Source organism: Phenylobacterium sp. LjRoot219 (genome assembly GCF_964252995.1).
Classification (GTDB): domain Bacteria; phylum Pseudomonadota; class Alphaproteobacteria; order Caulobacterales; family Caulobacteraceae; genus Phenylobacterium.
Genome location: NZ_CAXUQI020000001.1, coordinates 1,910,516 through 1,930,724, shown reverse-complemented (window position 1 = coordinate 1,930,724; position 20,209 = coordinate 1,910,516). Strand labels below are relative to the sequence as shown.

17 protein-coding genes are annotated in these 20,209 nt (G+C 70.8%); 9 read left to right on the top strand and 8 right to left on the bottom strand.

Translation table 11 applies throughout. From position 1 onward, the window contains the following. Positions 1-12: 12 nt before the first annotated feature. Positions 13-249, top strand: coding sequence for a sulfurtransferase TusA family protein (locus ACSQ14_RS09505; protein ID WP_436012034.1), 237 nt, complete (start codon positions 13-15; stop codon positions 247-249). Here the strand turns inward: ACSQ14_RS09505 and ACSQ14_RS09500 are convergent. Further along, positions 218-1,120 carry a YihY/virulence factor BrkB family protein gene (locus ACSQ14_RS09500; RefSeq protein WP_436012032.1) on the bottom strand — a complete coding sequence of 301 codons (903 nt, stop codon included), beginning with the start codon at positions 1,118-1,120 and terminating at the stop codon, positions 218-220. The genes ACSQ14_RS09505 and ACSQ14_RS09500 overlap by 32 nt on opposite strands. A gap of 366 nt (positions 1,121-1,486) precedes the next feature. On the opposite strand from ACSQ14_RS09500, the gene ACSQ14_RS09495 reads away from it, so the two are divergent. The 3 genes from ACSQ14_RS09495 to ACSQ14_RS09485 all read left to right on the top strand — a co-directional run bounded on the left by ACSQ14_RS09495 (position 1,487) and on the right by ACSQ14_RS09485 (position 4,770). Further along, on the top strand, positions 1,487-2,956 hold the full coding sequence (locus ACSQ14_RS09495) for a carboxylesterase/lipase family protein (protein WP_436012030.1): 1,470 nt from the start codon (positions 1,487-1,489) through the stop codon (positions 2,954-2,956). 8 nt (positions 2,957-2,964) lie between these two features. Next, entirely contained in the window at positions 2,965-3,342 is a 378-nt protein-coding gene (locus ACSQ14_RS09490; protein WP_436012028.1) for a YkvA family protein, read from the top strand. A gap of 99 nt (positions 3,343-3,441) precedes the next feature. Further along, complete coding sequence (locus ACSQ14_RS09485; RefSeq protein WP_436012026.1) at positions 3,442-4,770, top strand: diguanylate cyclase domain-containing protein; 1,329 nt, start codon at positions 3,442-3,444, stop codon at positions 4,768-4,770. Between the two features lie 126 nt (positions 4,771-4,896). Here the strand turns inward: ACSQ14_RS09485 and mfd are convergent, their stop codons facing one another. Together mfd and ACSQ14_RS09475 are read right to left on the bottom strand one after the other, a co-directional pair. After that, complete coding sequence (gene mfd, locus ACSQ14_RS09480; protein ID WP_436012024.1) at positions 4,897-8,388, bottom strand: transcription-repair coupling factor; 3,492 nt, start codon at positions 8,386-8,388, stop codon at positions 4,897-4,899. Continuing rightward, positions 8,378-8,668: a succinate dehydrogenase assembly factor 2 gene (locus ACSQ14_RS09475; RefSeq protein ID WP_436012022.1), complete on the bottom strand. Its 291-nt coding sequence runs from the start codon at positions 8,666-8,668 to the stop codon at positions 8,378-8,380. Before ACSQ14_RS09475 ends, mfd begins: the two co-directional genes overlap by 11 nt. Before the next feature lie 102 nt (positions 8,669-8,770). Here ACSQ14_RS09475 and recG point away from each other — a divergent pair, with 102 nt between their 5' ends. Beyond that, a complete protein-coding gene (gene recG, locus ACSQ14_RS09470) occupies positions 8,771-10,849 on the top strand; it encodes an ATP-dependent DNA helicase RecG (RefSeq protein ID WP_436012020.1) in 2,079 nt (692 codons plus the stop codon). Positions 10,850-10,888: 39 nt separating this feature from the next. On the opposite strand, the gene ACSQ14_RS09465 is transcribed toward recG, so the two are convergent. From ACSQ14_RS09465 to kdsA, 5 genes are read right to left on the bottom strand one after another with little or no spacing between them, the layout of a single operon-like run. Continuing rightward, positions 10,889-11,374, bottom strand: a complete 486-nt coding sequence (locus tag ACSQ14_RS09465) for a metallophosphoesterase family protein (RefSeq protein WP_436012018.1) — start codon at positions 11,372-11,374, stop codon at positions 10,889-10,891. A 5-nt stretch (positions 11,375-11,379) separates the two neighbouring features. After that, the gene (locus ACSQ14_RS09460) at positions 11,380-12,465 is read right to left on the bottom strand and encodes a DUF3089 domain-containing protein (protein WP_436012016.1); all 1,086 of its coding nucleotides are present in this window, start codon (positions 12,463-12,465) and stop codon (positions 11,380-11,382) included. A 57-nt stretch (positions 12,466-12,522) separates the two neighbouring features. Next, entirely contained in the window at positions 12,523-13,524 is a 1,002-nt protein-coding gene (gene rfaD / locus ACSQ14_RS09455; RefSeq protein WP_436012014.1) for an ADP-glyceromanno-heptose 6-epimerase, read from the bottom strand. Further along, positions 13,521-15,005 carry a D-glycero-beta-D-manno-heptose 1-phosphate adenylyltransferase gene (gene rfaE2, locus ACSQ14_RS09450; protein WP_436012012.1) on the bottom strand — a complete coding sequence of 495 codons (1,485 nt, stop codon included), beginning with the start codon at positions 15,003-15,005 and terminating at the stop codon, positions 13,521-13,523. The genes rfaD and rfaE2 overlap by 4 nt, the downstream gene beginning before the upstream one ends. A gap of 35 nt (positions 15,006-15,040) precedes the next feature. Continuing rightward, positions 15,041-15,898 carry a 3-deoxy-8-phosphooctulonate synthase gene (gene kdsA, locus ACSQ14_RS09445; protein ID WP_436012010.1) on the bottom strand — a complete coding sequence of 286 codons (858 nt, stop codon included), beginning with the start codon at positions 15,896-15,898 and terminating at the stop codon, positions 15,041-15,043. A gap of 130 nt (positions 15,899-16,028) precedes the next feature. Here kdsA and ACSQ14_RS09440 point away from each other — a divergent pair, with 130 nt between their 5' ends. From ACSQ14_RS09440 to metC, 4 genes are all read left to right on the top strand, one after another. After that, positions 16,029-17,036 (top strand): cysteine synthase A, encoded by a 1,008-nt coding sequence (locus tag ACSQ14_RS09440; protein WP_436012008.1) that lies wholly within the window; start codon positions 16,029-16,031, stop codon positions 17,034-17,036. 178 nt (positions 17,037-17,214) lie between these two features. Further along, the gene (gene sseA / locus ACSQ14_RS09435; RefSeq protein WP_436012006.1) at positions 17,215-18,057 is read left to right on the top strand and encodes a 3-mercaptopyruvate sulfurtransferase; all 843 of its coding nucleotides are present in this window, start codon (positions 17,215-17,217) and stop codon (positions 18,055-18,057) included. A 2-nt stretch (positions 18,058-18,059) separates the two neighbouring features. After that, positions 18,060-19,007 carry a hypothetical protein gene (locus ACSQ14_RS09430; RefSeq protein WP_436012004.1) on the top strand — a complete coding sequence of 316 codons (948 nt, stop codon included), beginning with the start codon at positions 18,060-18,062 and terminating at the stop codon, positions 19,005-19,007. A gap of 33 nt (positions 19,008-19,040) precedes the next feature. Next, the gene (gene metC, locus ACSQ14_RS09425) at positions 19,041-20,201 is read left to right on the top strand and encodes a cystathionine beta-lyase (protein ID WP_436012002.1); all 1,161 of its coding nucleotides are present in this window, start codon (positions 19,041-19,043) and stop codon (positions 20,199-20,201) included. The last annotated feature ends 8 nt before the right edge of the window (positions 20,202-20,209 follow it).

The window sequence follows — 20,209 nt, the reverse complement described above, 5'->3', positions numbered from 1 at the left end:
TATGGGCGGGGCATGTCTTCCGACGAGATCCTGGTGGACGCGCGCGGCCACCGCTGCCCGGTGCCGACGCTGAAGCTGCGCCGGGCGCTGGAGGCGGCCGCCCCCGGCGCGCGCGTGCGCCTGCTGGCCGACGATCCGCTGGCGCGCATCGACGTGCCGCACTTCGCCGCCCAGAGCGGCGCCGAGGTGCTGGAGCGCGGCGAAGCCGACGGAACGCTTACTTTTCTGGTGGCCAGACCAGCGGTCTAGAGTCGCGCAGGTCGCCGAGCAGCAGCGGCCGGCGGTGGATCGCCATCGCCTCGAGGGCCTGCTCGACCTCGGTGGCCAGGGCGCCGCCGAAGAAGATCGCGTTCACGTTCCACGACAGCCAGATCAGGAACACCACGACGGTGGCGATCGAGCCGTAGGTCGCGCCGAGGTGCGCCACCTGCTCGACATAGAAGGCGATCGCCCAGGACGCGCCCAGGCAGAGCGTGGCTGCGACCATTCCCCCCAGGATCGAGGCGCGCCAGTCCACCGCCCGGCTCGACATGGCGTAGCGATAGATGAAGGCCAGGCCGACGCTCAACGCCGCGCTGGCCCAGGTCCATTCGCTGTAGAGCCAGGAAACCCCGCGTAGCGGCCGCAGCTCGAACGCCACGCCCATCACCCGCAGGCCGAAGAACACCGCCGAGATGATGCCGAGGGCCGAGAAGGTCAGGATCAGCACCACGAGCGCCAGCACGTTGAAGCCGACGAAGCCGCGCGGCTTGTCCTCGTCGTGGATGAACGACAGCCCGGCGAGCAGCGCCTTGAAGCCGCGGTGCGCGGCATAAGCGCCGATGACGAAGGCAACGCCGCTCTGGAACGAGATCGCCGTGTGCGGCGTGGTCGTCAGGCGCAGCAGCTCGTTCTGGAAGATCTCGCGGGCGCCGATCGGCATCAGCCGGGCCAAGGCCTCGCCTTCCTGCGCCGCCTGGGCCGGGTCGGCCAGCAGGCTGAACAGCCCGACCAGGATGGCGAGCGCCGGGAAGATCGCCAGCATGACGAAGAAGGAGACGCCGCCCGTAAAGAGCATCACATCGCGGCCCCACAGGCGCACCAGCGCCCGCAGCAGAGTGCGGATGACGACCCTGAACATATGGACCGGATCCCAGTCCACCTGCCCAAGTCGCCGAAGACTCGATCCCATCATCGGCGCGGAAAGTGCTTCATGGCTGGTGGGGCTGGCAAGTGCCGCTGGGGGAAACGGCGCACCATCTGGGAAGTGGCGCCCAACTGAAATGGAAACGGCGCGCCACCTTGAGGGTGGCGCGCCGCCGATGGGCGTGTCGTTCCATCGAGTCGGCCGCCGCTTCGAGGGACGGGAGAGCGCGGCGGCCAACCTGTGAAAGGTTTGAGCCTCACCGGCTGAACCGCGGCTGAACGAGCTCTTCAGGTTCGATTGCGCCACGAAGCGTCGCCACGGACGGTCGCCAGGTAACGCGGTTCGCGCTAGAGCTTGGCCATGGAAAGTCTCATCGCGAAAACGCTGGCCGGCTCCGTCGAAGGCGTCGCGCAAGGCGGGGTCCGCCGCTGGCTGGGCGTGCCCTACGCCCGCGCCGCCCGGTTCGCCGCGCCCGAGCCCGTCGCGCGCTGGGACGGGGTGCGGCCGGCCCAGGCCATGGCCCCGCAGTGTCCGCAGCACTTCGGCGGCTCGCCCAAGACCGCCCGGCTGGCGCAGCCCGACTATGCCGAAGACTGCCTGGCCCTGAACGTCTGGACGCCGGTGGGCGGCGACGGCGCGCCGAAGCCCGTGTTCGTCTGGATCCACGGCGGCGCCTTCATGGCCGGCGGCAGCAACGCCTACGACGGCGCCGAGCTCGCCCAGTTGGGCGACATGGTGGTGGTCGGCATCAACTACCGCCTCGGCGTCCTCGGCTTCGTCAACTTCGGCGAGGCCCTCGGCCTGCCGGCGATTCCCTCCAACCTCGGCCTGCGCGACCAGATCGCCGCGCTCGAATGGGTGCGCGACAACATCGCCGCGTTCGGCGGCGACCCCGGCCGGGTGACGATCGCCGGCGAGTCCGCCGGATCGATGTCGGTCTCGCTGCTGATGCTCTGCCGCAAGGCCTGGCCGCTGTTCCACGGCGCGATCATGCAGAGCGGCGCGGTCAGCCTGATCCATAGCCAGGAGAAGAGCCGCCAGGTCGGGCGGCGCTACGCCGAACGCCTCGGCCTGAACCAGGGCGACCTCGCCGTCCTCAAAGACCTGCCCCTGGAGCGGCTGTTCGAAGCCCAGGCGGCGATCGGCAAGGCGGAGCGCAACGGGATCCCGGCCGCTCCGTGGTTCGATGGCGACCTGCTGCCGGCCTCGCTGGACGAAGCCCACGCCCATCCGACGCCGCCGGTCCCGCTGCTCGCCGGCTCGAACCGCGAGGAGATCCGGCTGTTCGAACTGATGCCCGGCGACATCCTGCCGACCCGCTGGCCCGACCTGGAGGCGCTGTTGCGCAGCCAGCTTCCGCCGGATCAGGCCGAACAGGTGCTCGCCGCCTATCCGCGGACCCGCGTCGGCCGGCAGGCCCTGGCCACCGACCTGACCTTCGGCATGCCGACGCGGAACTTCGCCGAGCGGCACGCCCGGGCGCATCCCACCTGGTTCTACCGCTTCGACTACGCCCACCCGCTGGTAGGCGCCGCCCACGGCCTCGACCTCACCCTGCTGTGGCCGCTGCAAGGGCTGAAGGCGGCCCTGGCGCGCGGCGGCCCGCTGACCGGCCGGCGCCGCGCGCTCGCCGAGCGCATCCGCAGCAACTGGGCGCACTTCACCCGCCACGGCCGCCCGCAGACCGACTGGCCGGCCTATACCGCCGACGCCCGGCAGGTCCGGATCTTCGACCTCGACGACCGGATCCTGGCCGATCCGGAGCCGCACCGCTTCGCCGCCTGGGCCGGCAAGGACGTGGGGCCGGGGCTGGCCGCCGACCCCGCCTGACCCGGCGGATGCTCGCCCGGATCAAGGCGTGGGCGGCGCGGCTGAAGCGGGACGTGGTCGCGCTGTGGCTCGCCGCACGCGATCCGCGGACGCCGTTCGCCGCCAAGGCGGTGGCGGCGCTGGTCGCCGCCTACGCCCTGAGTCCGATCGACCTCATTCCCGATTTCGTGCCGGTCCTTGGCTACCTGGACGACCTGGTGATCGTGCCGCTCGGCATAGCCCTGGCGATCCGGCTGATCCCGCGCGCCCTGTGGGCCGAGCTGCGCGAGACCGCCGCGCGTCGGGCCGAACGCCCGACGAGCCGGCTCGCCGCCGCCGCGATCCTGGCGCTCTGGCTCGCCGCCCTGATGCTCGCCGCCGCCTGGCTCGCACGGCGGTTCAGCTAAGCCGGCGGCTATCCGCCCACAGGCGCGGACCATTCCGCCTATTCGCCGGGGCTCGATTTCGTGCTTTACCGGACGTTCGGGGCAAGGGTTCGGGGAAACATGGCCGCAAGCGTCCAGGCGCGAGTGCTGATCGTCGCACGCGACGACGAACTCGCCGGCCCGCTGGCCGAGGGGCTAGACCGACTCGGCTGGCGGACGGTCACGGCGCGCACGCCAGCGGCGGCGCTGGCCTGCATCGCCGACCTGCAGGTCGAGGCCGCGATCGTCGACCTCGCCGCCGGCGACGCCGTGCTGGACCTCGCCAAGCAACTGAAGGCCGCCTGCGCCCCGCGCCGGCTGCCGCTGCTGGCGATCGGCGATCCCGATCCGACGCTCGCCACCTACGGCTTCGACCTCACCATGGCCGCGCCGCTGCACCCGTCCCAGGCCGCCATGCGGCTGGAAAGCCTGGTGCGGCTGGCGGTCGCCGAGGAGGAGTTTGAGCTCCGCATCGAGACCTTCGCGGCTCGCAGCCGCTCGCTCACCCTGCCCGACCCGGACATCAGCCCCTTGCGGATCCTGGCGATCGGCGAGCCCGCGCCGCAGTTCCTGGCGCTGTCCAACGCGCTGACCCGCGACGGCGCCGAGGTGGTCGGCGCGTTCACCGCCTACACCGCCTTCGACTACCTGCACGAGCGGCCGTTCGACGCCGTGGTGCTGTGGGCCGGCGACAACCCGCAGGAAGCGCTGTCGATCGCCGCGGGCCTGCGCCGCAACACCCGCCTCTTCCACACCCCGGCCCTGCTCTACATGCGCCAGGGCTCGTACATCACGACAGCCGAGGCCTATCACCGCGGCGTCTCCGACGTCGCCTCGCCGGAGACGCCGGAAGACGACACGGCGCGGCGCGTGATCGAGTTGGCCCGCAACCATCGCCGGCTCAGCGCCGTGCGCAACGCGCTCGACGGCGCGCGCGGCTCGGGCCTGATGGACCCGGCCACCGGCCTGTTCACCCGCGACCTGTTCGCCGCCCACCTCGCCCGGATCGCCCAGGCGTCACGGGTGCGCAACCGCCCGCTCAGCGTCTGCGTGCTGCGGGTCGCCGAGAAGGCGGCGCTGGCGGAAGCGCGCGCCGGCGGCTGGATGGCCAGGGCGATCCCGCAGATCGGCTCGATGGTCGGCCGGCTGGTGCGCGTCGAGGACACCGCCGCGCGCCTGGCGCCGGAGGTATTCGCGCTCGCGCTGCCGGCGACGCCGCTGCACGCCGCCCAGGCCGCCGGCGAACGCATCGCCGCGGTCATCGGCTGCACCGCCTTCGAGGCCGGTGACGGCAAGCCGCCGTTCGTGGTCGAGTTCGACATCGGCGCCGCCGAAGTGTCATCGCCGGAAAGCGTCGGCCGCGCCCTCGAGGACGCCGCCACTCGCGCCCAGGCGCTCAAGGCGAGCTAAACAAAACCCCGGTCATCCCCGCGCAAGCGGGGAGCCAGGTGTTTTTGTTCGACTTCACCGACCGCACCGGGCCGCAGAAAAAGCCTGGGTCCCCGCTTTCGCGGGGATGGGCGGAAGTGTGGGTGGCTACGCCGCCAGCTTGGCCAGTTCCGCGAGCACCTTCTCGGCAGCGGTCAGCCGCTGCTCGGGCGTCTCCCACTCGCCCTTCACCACCACCTTGTGGTCCGGACGGATCCGCCAGGCGATCGGGTTCTTGGCGACGAACTGGACCAGGCCCAGCGGGTTCTTGAACTCGTCGTTCCGGAAACTGACGACCGCGCCCTTCGGGCCGACGTCGATCTTGGCGACGTTGGCCTCGCGGCAGAGCCCCTTGATGGCGACCACTTTCAACAGCTGGTCGGCCTCGGGCGGCAACGGCCCGAAGCGGTCGATCAACTCGGCGGCGAGGGCTTCGCGGTCCTGCGACTTCTCGGCTTCCGACAGGCGGCGGTAGAGCGCCAGGCGGACGTTGAGGTCCGGGACATACTCCTCGGGAATCAGCACCGCCGCGCCGGTGTTGATCTGCGGCGACCAGCCGCGATCCTGCGACAGGCCTTCGGCGCCGGCCCGCTCCCGCAGTTCGGCGACCGCGTCCTCCAGCATCTGCTGATAGAGCTCGACGCCGATCTCGCGGATGTGGCCGGACTGCTCGTCGCCGAGCAGATTGCCGCCGCCGCGGATGTCGAGGTCGTGGCTGGCGAGCTGGAAGCCCGCGCCCAGGCTGTCGAGCGACTGCAGCACCTTCAGGCGCTTCTCGGCCGAGAGCGTGATCTGCTTCTCGGCCGGGGTCGTCAGATAGGCGTAGGCCCGGGCCTTGGAGCGGCCCACCCGCCCGCGGATCTGGTAGAGCTGGGCCAGGCCGAACATGTCGGCGCGGTGGATGACCAGGGTGTTGGCCGTCGGCACGTCCAGCCCGCTCTCGACGATGCTCGTCGCCAGCAGAACGTCGTACTGGCCGTCGTAGAAGGCGCTCATCACCTCCTCGAGCTGGGTCGGCGCCATTTGGCCGTGGCCGACGACGAACTTCACCTCGGGCACCTGCTCACGCAGGAACCGCTGCAGGTCCGGCAGATCGTTGACGCGCGGCGCCACGTAATATGCCTGCCCGCCGCGGTATTTCTCCCGCAGCAGCGCCTCGCGGATGACCACGGGGTCGTAGGGCGTGATGTAGGTCCGGACGGCCAGGCGATCGACCGGCGGCGTGGCGATGATCGACATCTCCCGGATACCGCTCAGCGACATCTGCAGGGTGCGAGGAATCGGCGTCGCGGTGAGCGTCAGCATGTGGACGTCGGCGCGGAGCTCCTTGAGCTTCTCCTTCGCCTTGACCCCGAAGTGCTGCTCCTCGTCGACGATCACCATGCCGAGGTTGCGGAAGCCGACCTGCTTGCTGAGGATGGCGTGGGTGCCGACGACGATCTCGACCTCGCCGTTCTTCAGCGCCTCGCGGGTCTCGGCCGCTTCCTTTGCCGGGACCAGCCGCGACAGCCGGCGAACCCGCACCGGCCAGCCTTCGAAGCGCTCGACGAAGGTCTTGTAGTGCTGGCGCGCAAGCAGCGTGGTCGGCGCGACGACCGCCACCTGCTGGCCGCTCATGGCGACGACGAAGGCGGCGCGCAGCGCCACCTCGGTCTTGCCGAAGCCGACGTCGCCACAGATCAGCCGGTCCATCGGCTTGCCGGAGCCGAGATCCTCCAGCACGTCGGAGATGGCGGCCAGCTGGTCGTCGGTCTCCTCGTACGGGAAGCGGGCGCAGAACTCGTCGAACACGCCATGCGGCGGCTCGATGTCCTCGGTCTTCTTCATCGCCCGCTCGGCGGCGATGCGGATCAGGCCGTCGGCCATCTCGCGCAGCCGTTCCTTGGCGCGGGCCTTGCGCGCCTGCCAGGCGGCCCCGCCCAGGCGGTCGAGCTGGACCCCCTCGCCGTCCGCGCCGTAGCGGGTCAGGAGGTCGATGTTCTCCACCGGCAGGTAGAGCTTGGCCTCGCCGCCGTACTGCAGCTCGAGCGTGTCGTGCGGCGCACCCTGGACCTCGAGGGTCTTCAGGCCGTCGTAGCGGCCGATGCCGTGGTCGATGTGCACGACCAGGTCGCCCGGGGACAGCGACGAGGCCTCGGCCAGGAAGTTGGAGGCGCGCCGACGCTTCTTCGGCCGCGCCAGCCGGTCGCCGAGGATGTCGGTCTCGGAGACGACCGCCAGGGTGTCGGTCTCGAACCCGGCGTCGAGCGGCAGGACCACCCGCTGCGGCGTCTTCGGATCGCCCGCCTTGGCCGCGTCCCAGTACGGGGCGAACGGGATGCTCTTCAGCCCGTGGTCGCCCAGCATCGTGCCCAGCCGGTCCGACGAGCCCTCCGACCAGGAGGCGAACAGCACGCGCTTGCCGTCGGTGGACAGCTTCTTGGCGTGGTCGGCGGTGGCTTCGAACAGGTTGACGCTGTCGAGCTTGCGCTCGGCCGAGAAGTTGCGGCCCTGCCGCGCGCCCATGTCGAGCGCGACCTCGCCCTCCGCCTCCTGGAAGGCGGAGAAGCGGCGTGTCGGCCGCACCGCCAGCGCCTCGCCCCATTCGTCTTCGTCGAGGTAGAGGCGGGTCGGCTCCAGCGGGTGGTAGTGCAGCTTGCGCTCGGCCTGGGTGCGCGCGTCGTAGGCGTCGCGCAGCATCGCCAGCCGCTCGTCGCGCGACTCGCGGCTCAGGTGGTCGAGGGCGATCAGGGTGTTCTTCGGCAGATAGTCGAAGAGCGTCGCCATCGACGGGTAGTAGAGCGGCAGCCAGTGCTCCATCCCGGCGCGGCGGCCGCCTTCCGAGACGGTGGCGTAGAGCGGATCGTCGCCCGGCGCGCCGAAGGTCTCCAGATAGCCGGAGCGGAACCGCGAGATCGCGCCTGCGTCGAGCAGCACCTCGCTGACCGGCAGCAGGCTGACGTCCTTCAGCTGCTTGGTCGAGCGCTGGGTCTCGGGATCGAAGGCGCGGATGGATTCCAGGGTGTCGCCGAACAGGTCGAGCCGCACGGGCTCTTCCGCCGTCGGCGGGAAGACGTCGATCACGCCGCCGCGGATCGCGAACTCGCCGCGCTCGGAGACGGTCGATGCCCGCTGGTAGCCGTTGACTGCGAAATAGGCCTCGAGATCGGCGATCTCGACGCTGTTGCCGGCCCGAGCCGAATAGCTCGCCCGCTTCACCGCCTCGATTGGCGGCAGGCGCTGCAGCAAGGCCGGCACGGTGGTGACCAGCAGCCGGGGCGTCTTCTCGTCGCCGACCTGCGCCAACGCCGACAGCGTCGCCATGCGTTGCGCCGCCACCCCGGCCGAGGGGCCGATGCGATCGTACGGCAGGCAGTCCCAGCCCGGGAAGGTCCACACCTCGACGTTCGAGGCGAAGAATCGGAAGGCGTCGGCGAAGGCCGACAGCCGCGCCGCGTCGCGGGCGACGAAGACCGAGAGGCCTTTGCGCGCCTTGACGACGTCGGCCATGACCAGGGCGTCGAAGCCTTCCGGCGCGCCCACCAGGTCAAGACGGCCGGGATCCTCGGCGACCCGACGCAGTTGCGCCTGGCTCGGAGGCCGCGAGCCGTCAGCCGCCATTGTTCTCTCCACGCACCGCATGAACTTCAAAGCGGAACGCCTTGATCCCACGCATTAAATCGCCATCCCATTCGGGCGGCGTCGGCAGCCGGTCGACGATCCAGGCGTAGAGGTCGTGGTCGGGGACTTCGAGCAGGCGCTCGAACTCGTCCAACTGCTCGGCGGTGAATCCCGCGACGTGTTGATCCGCGAACGGCCCCAGAATGAGGTCCGCTTCCCGGAAGCCCCGCCGCCAGGCGCGAAACTTCAGCTTGTTCAGCCGTGCTTGGTCGATGCTCATGAGAGGTCCGCGATATAGAGCGCGCTTGGGCCGAGCGCCAGTGCGCCGGAGCAGCCGACGCGAACTTCGGAATCGGGTCGCCAGTCAGGGTATGGTGCAAAGATGCGGCCCGAGATTCTGTTCCCGCTCTTTGCGCCAGTCACCACGCTCAAGGGCGTGGGGCCACGCGTCGCGCCCCTGCTGCAGAAGCTGGCCGGGCCGATCGTTCGCGACGTGTTGTTCCTGAAGCCGCATTCGGTGATCCGCCGCACGCCGGCCAACATAGCCGGCGCCGTCGACGGCGAGATCATGACCTTCGAGGTGACGGTCGAGAGCTACCAGCGCCCGCGCGGGCCGCAGCAGCCCTGGCGGATGCGGGTGTTCGACGACAGCGGTTTCATGACCCTGGTGTTCTTCGGCGGCTTCGGCTCGCAGCTGGAGGCCCGCCACCCGGTCGACTCCCGCCGGCTGGTCTCCGGCAAGGTCGAGGACCAGCGCGGGTTCGGCTGGCAGATGGTGCACCCCGACTACATCGTCCCGCCCGAGCGCGCGGCTGAGATCCCGGACCTGGAGCCGGTCTATCCGGCGACCGCCGGCCTGCCTGCCCGCACGGTCCGGCGCTTCGCCGCCGAGGCGCTGTCGCGCGCGCTGGAGCTGCCCGAATGGCAGGACCCCGCCTGGCTGAAGCGCGAAGGCTTCCCGACCTGGCGCGAGGCGATGGCGCGCCTGCACGAGCCGCATAGCGAGGCCGACCTCTCGCCCCAGGCCCCGCAGATGAAGCGGCTGGCGTTCGACGAACTGCTCGCCCAGCAGCTCGCCATGGCCCAGCGCAAGGCCGAGCGCCGGCGGCAACCCGCCGCCCACATCGCCCCCAGCAGCCTCGCCGAGGCGGTCCGCGGCGACCTGCCGTTCGCCTTCACCGGGGCGCAGGAGCGCGCGCTGTCCGACATCCGGGCCGACTTCGCCTCCGGCGAGCGGATGAGCCGGCTGATCCAGGGCGACGTCGGCTCGGGCAAGACGGTGGTGGCGATGTGCGCCATGGCCGACGTCGCGGGCGGCTGCGGCCAGACCGCCTTCATGGCCCCGACCGAGATCCTCGCGCGCCAGCACTACGAGACCATCGCCGGCCCGCTGTCGGCTCACGGCGTCGAGGTCATGCTGCTGACCGGCCGCGACAAGGGCGCGGCGCGCAAGGCGAAGGTCGCCCGCATCGCTTCGGGCGAGATCAAGGTCGCGGTGGGCACCCATGCGCTGTTCCAGGACGACGTGGCGTTCGATCAGCTTCAGCTGGTGGTGATCGACGAGCAGCACCGGTTCGGCGTGGCCGAGCGCCAGCGGCTGCTCGCCAAGGGCCAGGGCGTGCACGTCATGGCCATGTCGGCGACGCCGATCCCGCGCACCCTGGAGCTGACCCTCTATGGCGACCTCGACGTCTCGCGCATCGACGAAAAGCCGCCCGGCCGTACGCCGGTGGTGACCCGCGCCTCGCCCATGGCCCGGCTGCCGGAGGTCGAGGCGCGCCTGCGCGAAGCCGCCGCCGCCGGCGCCCAGGCCTTCTGGATCTGCCCGCTGGTTTCGGAATCCGAGCTGGTCGACCTGGCCGCCGCCGAGACCCGCGCCGCCGAACTGAAGGAGCGGCTCGGGGCCAGCGTCGGCCTGGTGCACGGCAAGATGCCGGCCGCGGCCAAGGACGCGGTGATGGCCGAGTTCGCCGAGGGCCGGCTCTCGGTGCTGGTCGCCACGACCGTGGTCGAGGTCGGCGTCAACGTGCCGAACGCGACGATCATGATCATCGAGCAGGCCGAACGCTTCGGGCTGGCGCAGTTGCATCAGCTGCGCGGCCGGGTCGGCCGCGGCCGGCGGGAGAGCTCCTGCGTCCTGCTCTACGATCCGCCGCTGTCGGAGATCGCCCAGAAGCGGCTCGACATCCTGCGGCGCACCGACGACGGCTTCCTGATCGCGGAGACCGACCTGGAGCTGCGCGGCGGCGGCGATGCGCTCGGCCTGCGCCAGTCCGGCCTGCCCGACTATGTGTTCGCCGATCCCTTCGTGCACCGCGAGCTGATCGCCGCAGCCGGTGACGACGCCCGGCTGATCGTTGCGCGCGATCCGCAGCTCGAGTCCGAGCGCGGCAAGGCGCTGCGGGTGCTGCAGGAGCTATTCGACTGGAAGGCCGGCCTGGCGTTGAAGGACGCGGGGTAACGCGGCCTTCGCGGCGCGAAGCCGGGATGACGGGCAGAACTAGCTGCTGGCCAGCAGCTCCGCCACCGTCACCGGCCGATAGTCCCGGGCGTCCACGCCGACGTCGAACTGGCGCTTAAGCCCCTTCATCCGGCCGTGGCTGTGGCCGTGCAGGTTGATGGACCCGCGGTGCTGCCGGTTCCAGCTGCGGAAGGGATAGTGGCAGAGCACGAGAAACTGGCCGTCGCGCTCGATCTCGGCGTAGGGCGCGACGCTCGCCCAGCCCTGGGCAAGCGAGGGGTCGCGGTCATTGTTGCCGAAGATCAGGTGCTTGGTCCCGTTCAGCTGCGCCAGCACCTCGCCGGCCCGGGCCGCGGTGCGGGCGAAGTCGCCGAGATGCCAGACCTCGTCCGCATCGCCGACGACGGCGTTCCAGCGGGCGATCAGCCCGGCGTCCATCTCCGCCACGCTGGCGAACGGCCGCGGATAGAGGTTCAGCGTGCGGTGGTCGCCAAAGTGGGTGTCGCTGGTGAAAAAGGCCGCCACCGCCGTCAGGGCGACGCCGGCGCCGCCGGCTGCGACGCGTCCCGCGCCAACAGACCCGCCACTCGCGCCTCCGCATCCGCTTCAAGATCCGCGTAGAACAGATTGAATCCCGGGACTCTTCTCCGTTCGGCCCAGTTGCCCTGGCGCTCCAGGGACTTCGACTTCGGCCGGGTGACGAAGAGCACGCCGTCCTGGCACTGGGCCGAGACCTGACGCGCCAGGAAGCCCGGCCGGGCGTCCCACTCCAGTCCGGTGGCGTTGGCCGCGCCGAGGTGCAGCCGGGCCGGGGCTGCCTCGTTGGTGACGCGGCCGAGGATCGGGTTGAAACAGAGCGCCGGCCGGTCGTCGAGATTGACCAGTTCGCCGCCAGGGCCCCAGACCAGCGCCCGGTCCAGCAGGATGCGCGCGCGCTGCGACTGGCCTTCGTACACGCTGATCCAGCTGGCCAGGCAGGCCGGCTCGCCGCGGACCCGGCACGGCGGGATCGGCGGCGCGTCGGCCGGCACGGCGGTCTCCGCGAGATAGGCGACCGCCAGCCGCTGCTGCACCGTCGGATCGGACGCCACCACCTCGGCCAGCAACCGCTCGGCGAGCACCCCGCCCTGCTCCACGCCGACGATGACGATCGGCCGGCCCTGATTGTAGCGCTCGAGGTAGACGCGGAAGGCCCGCTCGACGTCGCCGTAGGCGAAGGCGCGGGCGGCGCGGGCGTCCTCGTTGAGGGTCAGCAGGCTGTAGAGGCTGGCTTCGCGATAGCGCGGCGAGAACAGCCGCCCGACCGACAGGAACGGCCCGGCGTAGTTCGGCGCCATCACCCGCTTGAAGATGCGGTCGGCCCTGGCGTCGCCGATCGGCGCGTTCCAGTGGCGACCGCCGTCGAAGGTGGTCGGAGCGATGAAGAAGACGTCGGCGACCGGCTTGCCCGGCCCCGGGCGCGCCGGATCGGTCGGCAGCAGCGCCCAGGCGTCCCGCTGCGCATAGTCCGGCGCGGGCGGCGGCCTATAGGTCTGGAACGGCGCCTTGGGGTCGAGCGCGGTCTTCATCAGGTCGTCCCAGAAGACGCCTGTCGCCACGCCCACGAGCAAGACCACGCTGAGAACCAGCAGCGCGAACCAGCGGATCGGACGCCTGCGCCCCCCTGTCATGGCTCAGCGATGATGATCCGGCTGGCTGAGGTAGCGGGAGACGTAGTCGCCGATGCCCTCCTCCAGCGGCGTCATCGGCTTTGCGTAGCCGGCCGCCTGGAGCCGATCCATCCGGGCCTCGGTGAAGTACTGGTACTTGTCCCGGATCATCGGCGGCATCTGGGTGTACTCGATCTCCGGCTCGCGGCCGGCGGCCTGGAACACCGCGGTCGCCAGGTCAGCGAAGCTGCGGGCGGTCCCGCTGCCCAGATTGTAGATGCCGCTCACCTGCGGGTTGGCCATCAGCCAGTCGGTGACGTCGGCGACGTCGCGGACATAGACGAAGTCGCGCTTCTGACCACCGTCCGGCACGTCGGCGCGATAGCTCTTGAAAAGCTGCACGCTATGGCCGTCGCGCACGTGCGGCCAGATCTGCGAGGCCACCGACTTCATCGAGTGTTTATGCTCTTCGTTCGGCCCGTAGACGTTGAAGAACTTCAGCCCGACCCACTGCGGCGGGGCGTAGTCACGGGCCGCCTGGCGGGCCGCAAACTGGTCGAACAGCGACTTCGACCAGCCGTAGGTGTTCAGCGGGCGAAGCTTGGCCAGCGCCTCGAAGTCGTTGTCGTCGTCGAAGCCGTTCTCGCCGGCGCCGTAGGTGGCCGCCGAGGAGGCGTAGATCAGCCGCCGCTGCCGGTCGGCGCACCAGCGGAACAGGTCACGGCTGAGGGTGAAGTTGGAGTGGATGATCTTGTCGGCGTCGGGCTCGGTGGTCGACGAGACCGCGGCCATGTGAACGACCATTTCGACGTCGCGCCAGCGCTTCTCGAGCCAGTCGAACATGTCCTCCGGCGCGACGAAGTCGCCGATCGGATGCTTGGCGATGTTGCGCCACTTGCCGAGATCGGCCTCGCGCAGGCGGTCGCAGATTACGACATCGAGGCTGCGGTCCTCGGCGAGCTTGGCGGCGATGTTCGAGCCGATGAAGCCCGCGCCGCCGGTGACGAAGGCGATCCTGCGGGTCATGCCTGCTCCTTGTTGGTCTTGCCCTTGGTCATGCGGGCGATGGCGGCCGTGGTCGAGTAGCCGTCGACAAGCTGGGCCAGCTTCACCTCGCCGCCCCAGGCCTTCACCAGATCGCCGCCGACCACCTGATCCTCCGAATAGTCCGCCCCCTTGATCAGAACGTCGGGACGCGCGCCCTCGATCAACCGGATCGGCGTAGATTCCTCGAACGGCACGACGAGGTCGACCGAGCCGAGCCCGGCCAGCACCAGCGCGCGGGATTCCAGGTCGTTGACCGGCCGCCCGTCGCCCTTCAGCGCCCGCACAGATTCATCGGAGTTCAGGCCGACGATCAGCCGGTCGCACCAGCTGCGCGCCTGGGTCAGGTAGGCCACGTGGCCCTTGTGCAGGATATCGAAGCAGCCGTTGGTGAAGCCGACGCGCAGCCCCTTGGCGCGCCAGCGGGCGACCTCCTCGGCCATCCGCTGCGCGGTCGCGATCTTCGCCTCGGCCGGCGCCAGGTGGGCGCTGATCACCGCCTCGACCAGTTCTTCCGGAGACACGGTGGCGGTGCCGACCTTGGAGACCGCGACCCCCGCCGCGAGCTGGGCGAAGGCGATGGCGTCCTCGATCGGCGCCTCGGCGGCGAGCGCCAGCCCCAACGCCGCCAGCGTCGTGTCGCCGGCGCCGGAGACGTCGAACACCTCGCGCGGCTGGGTCGGGAAGTGACGCACAGGCTGGCCGCGGACGGCCAGCGACATGCCCTTGGCCGCGCGGGTGACCAGGATCGCCCGGGCCTCCCAGAGTTCGAGCGCGCGGGCGAGCGCAGCTTCGATCTCGGTGTCGGTGCCGGTCGGCAGGTCGGTGGCGTTGGCCAGCTCCGCCGCGTTCGGCTTGATCAGGTCGACCGCGCCGTAGCGGCCGAACGAGCGGGCCTTGGAGTCCACCACCACCTTGCCGCCGGAGGCCTGAGCGGCCTCGCGACAGGCGGCGATCACCTGATCGGTCACCACGCCCTTGCCGTAGTCGGACAGCAGGATCACGCCGCAGCCCTGGGCAAGCTGGGCGATGGTGCGGATCAGCTGCTGCTCGACGTCGCCCGCGACCGCCCGGCTCGCCTCGAGGTCGACGCGCAGCAGCTGCTGCCCGCCGGAGACGAAACGGGTCTTCAGCGTGGTCGGCCGGCCGGCGTCGGTGACCAGATGCCCCTCGACGCCGTCTTCCGCGGCGACCAGGCGCAGCGCCTCGTCGGCTTCGGGGTCGGCGCCGACCACGCCGGTCAGCGCGACGGTTCCGCCGAGCGCGGCCACGTTGCGGGCGACATTGCCGGCGGCGCCCAACATGACCAGCTCGCGCGAGCGCGCCAGCACGGGAATCGGGGCTTCGGGCGAAACGCGGCTCACGTCGCCATAGACGAAGCGGTCGACCATCAGGTCGCCGATGCAGGCCACGCGCCGGCCCGGCGCCAGGCCCAGGAGGTGCTGGAGGGCGGAAAGGTCCATTGGGCTATAGCCTGTGCGGCGCGTCGGGGCGCCGGTCAAGCCGCGGCGCTGCGCCGCTTGGCGAGCGCATCGAAGGCCAGCAACTCGGCCATCAGCCCCTCGAACTGGCTCATCGGCACCATGTTGGGGCCGTCCGACGGCGCGTGATCGGGATCGGGATGGGTCTCCATGAAGACCGCAGCGACGCCCACCGCGACCGCGGCGCGCGCCAGCACCGGCACGAACTCCCGCTGGCCGCCCGAGGTGGTTCCCTGGCCGCCCGGCTGCTGCACCGAATGGGTGGCGTCGAACACCACGGGACAGCCGATCTCGCCCATGATCGGCAGGGCGCGCATGTCGGAGACCAGGGTGTTGTAGCCGAACGAGGCGCCGCGCTCGCAGGCCATAACGTTGGCGTTGCCGGTACTGAGCACCTTGGCCACCACGTTCTTCATGTCCCAGGGGGCGAGGAACTGGCCCTTCTTGACGTTGACCACCTTGCCGGTGCGGCCGGCGGCCAGCAGCAAGTCGGTCTGGCGGCAAAGGAAGGCCGGGATCTGCAGCACGTCGACGGCCTGCGCGGCCTGCGCGCACTGCTCGACCTCATGCACGTCGGTCAGCGTCGGCAGCCCGGTCGTCTCGCGGATCTCGGCGAAGATCGGCAGCGCCTCCAGCAGGCCGATGCCGCGGGCGGTGCTCACCGAGGTCCGGTTCGCCTTGTCGAAGGAGGTCTTGTAGATCAGCCCGATCCCCAGCCGGTCGGCGATCTCCTTCAACGCGTGCGCCGTCTCCAGCGCGTGCTGGCGGCTTTCCAGCTGGCAGGGGCCGGCGATCACCGCCAACTGCTCGGCCTGGCCGATCCGCACGGTCCGGGCGGCGGTCTTGATCTCGATGGCGGCGTTCGGCTGGGTCACGGTGCGATCCTGGTCTTTGCGCAGGGCCTGATCTTTCGTGGGCTAAGTGGCCTGCGCCGGGCCGGTTTGCAAATCCCGCGGCGCCGCGCCCCCCTGTTCGACGCCGCGCGTGCGCTTTAAGTAGCGGCTCATGAGCATTGCACAGAGCGTCCTCGACGCGATCGGAAACACGCCGCTGATCCGCCTGCGCCGCGCCAGCGAGATCACCGGCTGCGAGATCCTCGCCAAGGCCGAGTTCATGAATCCTGGCCAGTCCGTGAAGGACCGCGCCGCGCTCTACATCGTCCGCGACGCCGAGGCCCGCGGCCTGCTGCGGCCCGGCGGCGTCATCGTCGAAGGCACCGCCGGCAACACCGGCATCGGCCTGGCCATGGTCGGCAAGGCGCTCGGCTACCGCTCGGTGATCGTCATCCCGCGCACCCAGAGCCAGGAGAAGAAGGACGCCATCCGGCTGTACGGCGCCGAGCTCGTCGAGGTCGACGCGGTCCCCTACGCCAACCCGATGAACTACGTCCGCTACTCCGGCCGGCTGGCGGAGGAGCTGAACGCCAAGGAGCCGAACGGCGCGATCTGGGCCAACCAGTTCGACAACGTCGCCAACCGCGAAGCCCACGTGCAGAGCACCGGCCCGGAGATCTGGGCCCAGACCGACGGCAGGGTCGACGGCTTCATCTGCGCCGTGGGGTCCGGCGGCACGCTGGCCGGCGTCGCCCAGGCGCTGCGCGAGCGCCGGTCCGACGTGCAGATCGGCATCGCCGACCCCTATGGCGCGGCGCTCTACAGCTACTACACCGACGGCGAGCTGAAGGCCGAAGGGACCTCGATCAGCGAGGGCATCGGCCAGGGCCGGATCACCGCCAACCTCGAGGGCCTGCAGATCGACCGCGCCTACCGCATCTCCGACGAGGAGATGCTGCTGGCGATCTACGACCTGGTCGAGCACGAGGGGCTGGTGATGGGCGGCTCGACCGGCATCAATGTCGCCGGCGCGATCCGCATGGCCAAGGACCTCGGGCCCGGCCACACCATCGTGACCATCCTCTGCGACCACGGCCAGCGCTACCAGTCGAAGATCTACAATCCCGGCTTCCTGCAGGAAAAGGGGCTGCCGCCGCCGCCGTGGATCCCGGCATCGTAAAATTCGTCGTCCTGCCGAAACGCCCCCTCCGTCTCGCGCCTGCGGCGCGATCCACCTCCCCCGCTGCGCGGTGGAGGATCTGAGCGCCAAGTTGCTCCACCCGCTTTAGCGGGGGAGCTGTCGGCGAAGCCGACTGAGGGGGCGTTCGGACGTTAGACCAAATGCTCGGAGGCAGCTCATGACCGACCCGCTCGTCACCCCCTCCTGGCTCGCGGCGCGCCTCGGCGATCCCGACGTCCAGGTGGTGGACGCGACCTGGTACATGCCCGGCGAGACCGGCGACGGCCGCGCCGACCATGCGGCCGGCCACATCCCCGGCGCGGTGTTCTTCGACATCGACGCGATCGCCGACCAGGCGAGCGAACTGCCGCACATGCTGCTGACCCCGGAGGCCTTCGCCCAGGCCGCCGGCGCGCTCGGGCTGCGGCGCGAGGCGACGGTGGTGGTCTACGACGCCCGCAACATGTTCTCAGCCCCGCGGGTCTGGTGGACGCTCAGGATCATGGGCTTCCCGAACGTCGTCGTCCTCGACGGCGGGCTGAGCCGCTGGCGGGCGGAAGGACATCCTGTCGAGACCGGCGCCGCAGCGCCCGCGCCGACCCGACTGGCGGCGGCGTTCCGGCCGGAGCTGGTGCGCGACGTCGAGTCGGTCCGAGGGCATCTGGCGACCGGCGACGCTCAGCTCGTCGACGCCCGCGGCGCGGCGCGCTTCCGCGGCGAGGCGCCCGAGCCGCGGGCCGGCGTCCGCTCGGGCCATATGCCTGGGGCGAAGAACCTGCCCTGGGGCGACCTCATCGCCGCCGACGGGACGATGAAGCCGACCGAGGCGCTACGCGCGGCGTTCGAAGGCGCCGGCGTGGACCTCGACAAGCCGATCGTCACCACCTGCGGCTCCGGGGTGACCGCCGCCGTGCTGGCGCTCGGCCTGGCCCGGCTGGGCCGCGAGGAGACGCCGGTCTACGACGGCTCCTGGACCGAATGGGGCGGGCGCGGCGACACCGACGTGGTGGTCGGCCCCTGACGATGGACGAGGCCGAGGGTCTGTTCCGCCGCGCGGCCGAGGCCCAGCGGTTCGGCCGCTACGCTGAGGCCGTCACGCTCTATCGCGAAGTGCTGGCGCGCACGCCCGGCCGTCCGGAGGCCGAGCAGAACCTCTGCCTGGCGCTGCTCGGCGCCGGCGACCTCGGCGCAGGCTTCCGTCGCTACGACGTCCGCTTCGATCGCGACTTGGGCCGGGTGGCGAAACCCGCCCTGTCCTTCCCCGAATGGCGCGGCGAGCCGGTAGCCGACCGCTCGATCCTGATCTGGATGGAGCAGGGCTTCGGCGACCAGATCATGTTCGCCCGCTTCGCCCTCGTGCTGACGGCGATGGGCGCGGACGTATCGATCCTGACGCCGCCGGCGCTCACGCGCCTGTTCAGGTCTCTGCCGGCGCGGATCATCGAGGCGTCGGGCGAGGTGACCATTCCTCGCCACGACTACTGGATCATGCCGGGCTCGATCCCCGGCCTCCTGGGCGTGACCGAACAGACCCTGCCGCGCGGCCCCTATCTGCCCGGCGCGGCCGGCGGCGCGGGGGTGGGCGTGGCTTGGCGCGGCGACGCTCGCCATCCGACCAATCCGGCCCGCTCGCTGCCGCCCGAGCACCGGGATGACCTGCTCAGCCTGCCAGGCGCGGTCAGCCTGCTGCCGGAGGACACCGGCGCGGCGGACTTCGCCGAGACCGCAGCCCTGATCCGAAGCCTCGCCCGGGTGATCACCGTCGACACCTCGATCGCGCATCTGGCCGGCGCCATGGGCAAGCCGACCTGGGTGCTGCTGATGGCGGAGAACTGCTGCTGGCGCTGGCAGGGCGGCCGGGAGGACAGCCCCTGGTACGGGTCCGTTCGGCTGTTCCGGCAGCCGGCGCCCGGCGACTGGGCGGCCGTGCTCGACGCGGTTCGCGCCGCGCTTGAGGCGGAGCCCGCTTGATCCCTTAGGCGACCAGCCTCTAACTGCGCGCATATGCATGACAAGACCCGCCTGATCCGCGCCGGCGCGCTCCCGCAACCGCTCGTCAAAACCGTCGGGCCGCCGATCCAGCGCGGCTCGACCGTGCTGATGCCGAACGCCGAGGCGCTCTACGACCACGATCAGGTGACCTATGGCCGCCAGGGGCTCGCCGCCCAGGCGGCGCTGCAGGACGCGCTGGCGGCGATGGAGCACGCCGTCGGCGTCACCCTCTATCCTTCGGGCCTCGCGGCGCTGACCGGCGCGCTGCTCGCGCTGCTGAAGTCCGGCGACGAGTTGCTGGTGGTCGACAACATCTATGCGCCCACCCGGCGGTTCTGCGATCACGTGCTGAAGCGCTACGGCGTGAGCGTGCGCTACTTCGACCCGCAACTGCCCCCGGAGCAGTTGGTCGACGGCGCCTCGGAGGCGACCCGGCTGATCCTCATGGAAAGCCCCGGCTCGCTCACCCTCGAGATGCAGGACATGCGCCGCGTCGCCGAGCTCGCGCGGCAGCGCAAGATCCTCACCGCCTGCGACAACACCTGGGGCGCGGGCTACCTCTACCAGCCGCTGCGGCAGGGCATCGACCTGTCGATCCAGGCGCTGACCAAATACGTCGGCGGCCATTCCGACGTCTTCATGGGGTCGGCCGCGGCGCGCGATCCGGCGCTGGTGCGCAAGCTGAACGACGGGGTGCTGCACCTCGGCTGGGCGGTCTCGCCGGACGACGCCTACCAGATGCTGCGCGGCCTGCGGACCCTGCCGGCGCGTCTGGAGCGGCAAGGCCTGAACAGCCTGGAGGTCGCCGACTGGCTGGCAGCCCAGCCGGAAGTCGCGGCCATCTACCACCCGGCGCTGCCGAGCTTCCCCGACCACGAGCTGTGGAAGCGCGACTTCACCGGGACCGCCAGCCTCTTCACCTTCGCGCTGCAGCCGGGACCGGAGGCCGCGGTGAACGCCTTCCTTGATGCGCTCAAGCTGTTCGGCCTGGGCTTCTCCTGGGGCGGATTCGAGAGCCTGGCGATCTCCGTCGATCCTCAGCTGAAGCAGCGGCGCTTCAAGCGCGCCTATCCCGGACCGCTGGTGCGCCTGCACGTCGGCCTCGAGGAGCCGAAGGACCTGATCGAGGACCTCCGCCAGGCGCTGGACGTCTACCGCTCGGCGCTTCCCTAGCCTCCAAG

Bases quoted from the DNA above. Each gene is read 5' to 3' on its own strand.
- mfd (WP_436012024.1), bottom strand. From the start codon at position 8,388: ATGGCGGCTGACGGCTCGCGGCCTCCGAGCCAGGCGCAACTGCGTCGG.
- rfaE2 (WP_436012012.1), bottom strand. From the start codon at position 15,005: ATGGACCTTTCCGCCCTCCAGCACCTCCTGGGCCTGGCGCCGGGCCGG.
- ACSQ14_RS09505 (WP_436012034.1), top strand. From the start codon at position 13: ATGTCTTCCGACGAGATCCTGGTGGACGCGCGCGGCCACCGCTGCCCG.
- rfaD (WP_436012014.1), bottom strand. From the start codon at position 13,524: ATGACCCGCAGGATCGCCTTCGTCACCGGCGGCGCGGGCTTCATCGGC.
- ACSQ14_RS09475 (WP_436012022.1), bottom strand. From the start codon at position 8,668: ATGAGCATCGACCAAGCACGGCTGAACAAGCTGAAGTTTCGCGCCTGG.
- sseA (WP_436012006.1), top strand. From the start codon at position 17,215: ATGACCGACCCGCTCGTCACCCCCTCCTGGCTCGCGGCGCGCCTCGGC.
- recG (WP_436012020.1), top strand. From the start codon at position 8,771: ATGCGGCCCGAGATTCTGTTCCCGCTCTTTGCGCCAGTCACCACGCTC.
- ACSQ14_RS09430 (WP_436012004.1), top strand. From the start codon at position 18,060: ATGGACGAGGCCGAGGGTCTGTTCCGCCGCGCGGCCGAGGCCCAGCGG.
- ACSQ14_RS09485 (WP_436012026.1), top strand. From the start codon at position 3,442: ATGGCCGCAAGCGTCCAGGCGCGAGTGCTGATCGTCGCACGCGACGAC.
- ACSQ14_RS09500 (WP_436012032.1), bottom strand. From the start codon at position 1,120: ATGTTCAGGGTCGTCATCCGCACTCTGCTGCGGGCGCTGGTGCGCCTG.
- ACSQ14_RS09495 (WP_436012030.1), top strand. From the start codon at position 1,487: ATGGAAAGTCTCATCGCGAAAACGCTGGCCGGCTCCGTCGAAGGCGTC.
- metC (WP_436012002.1), top strand. From the start codon at position 19,041: ATGCATGACAAGACCCGCCTGATCCGCGCCGGCGCGCTCCCGCAACCG.
- ACSQ14_RS09490 (WP_436012028.1), top strand. From the start codon at position 2,965: ATGCTCGCCCGGATCAAGGCGTGGGCGGCGCGGCTGAAGCGGGACGTG.
- ACSQ14_RS09440 (WP_436012008.1), top strand. From the start codon at position 16,029: ATGAGCATTGCACAGAGCGTCCTCGACGCGATCGGAAACACGCCGCTG.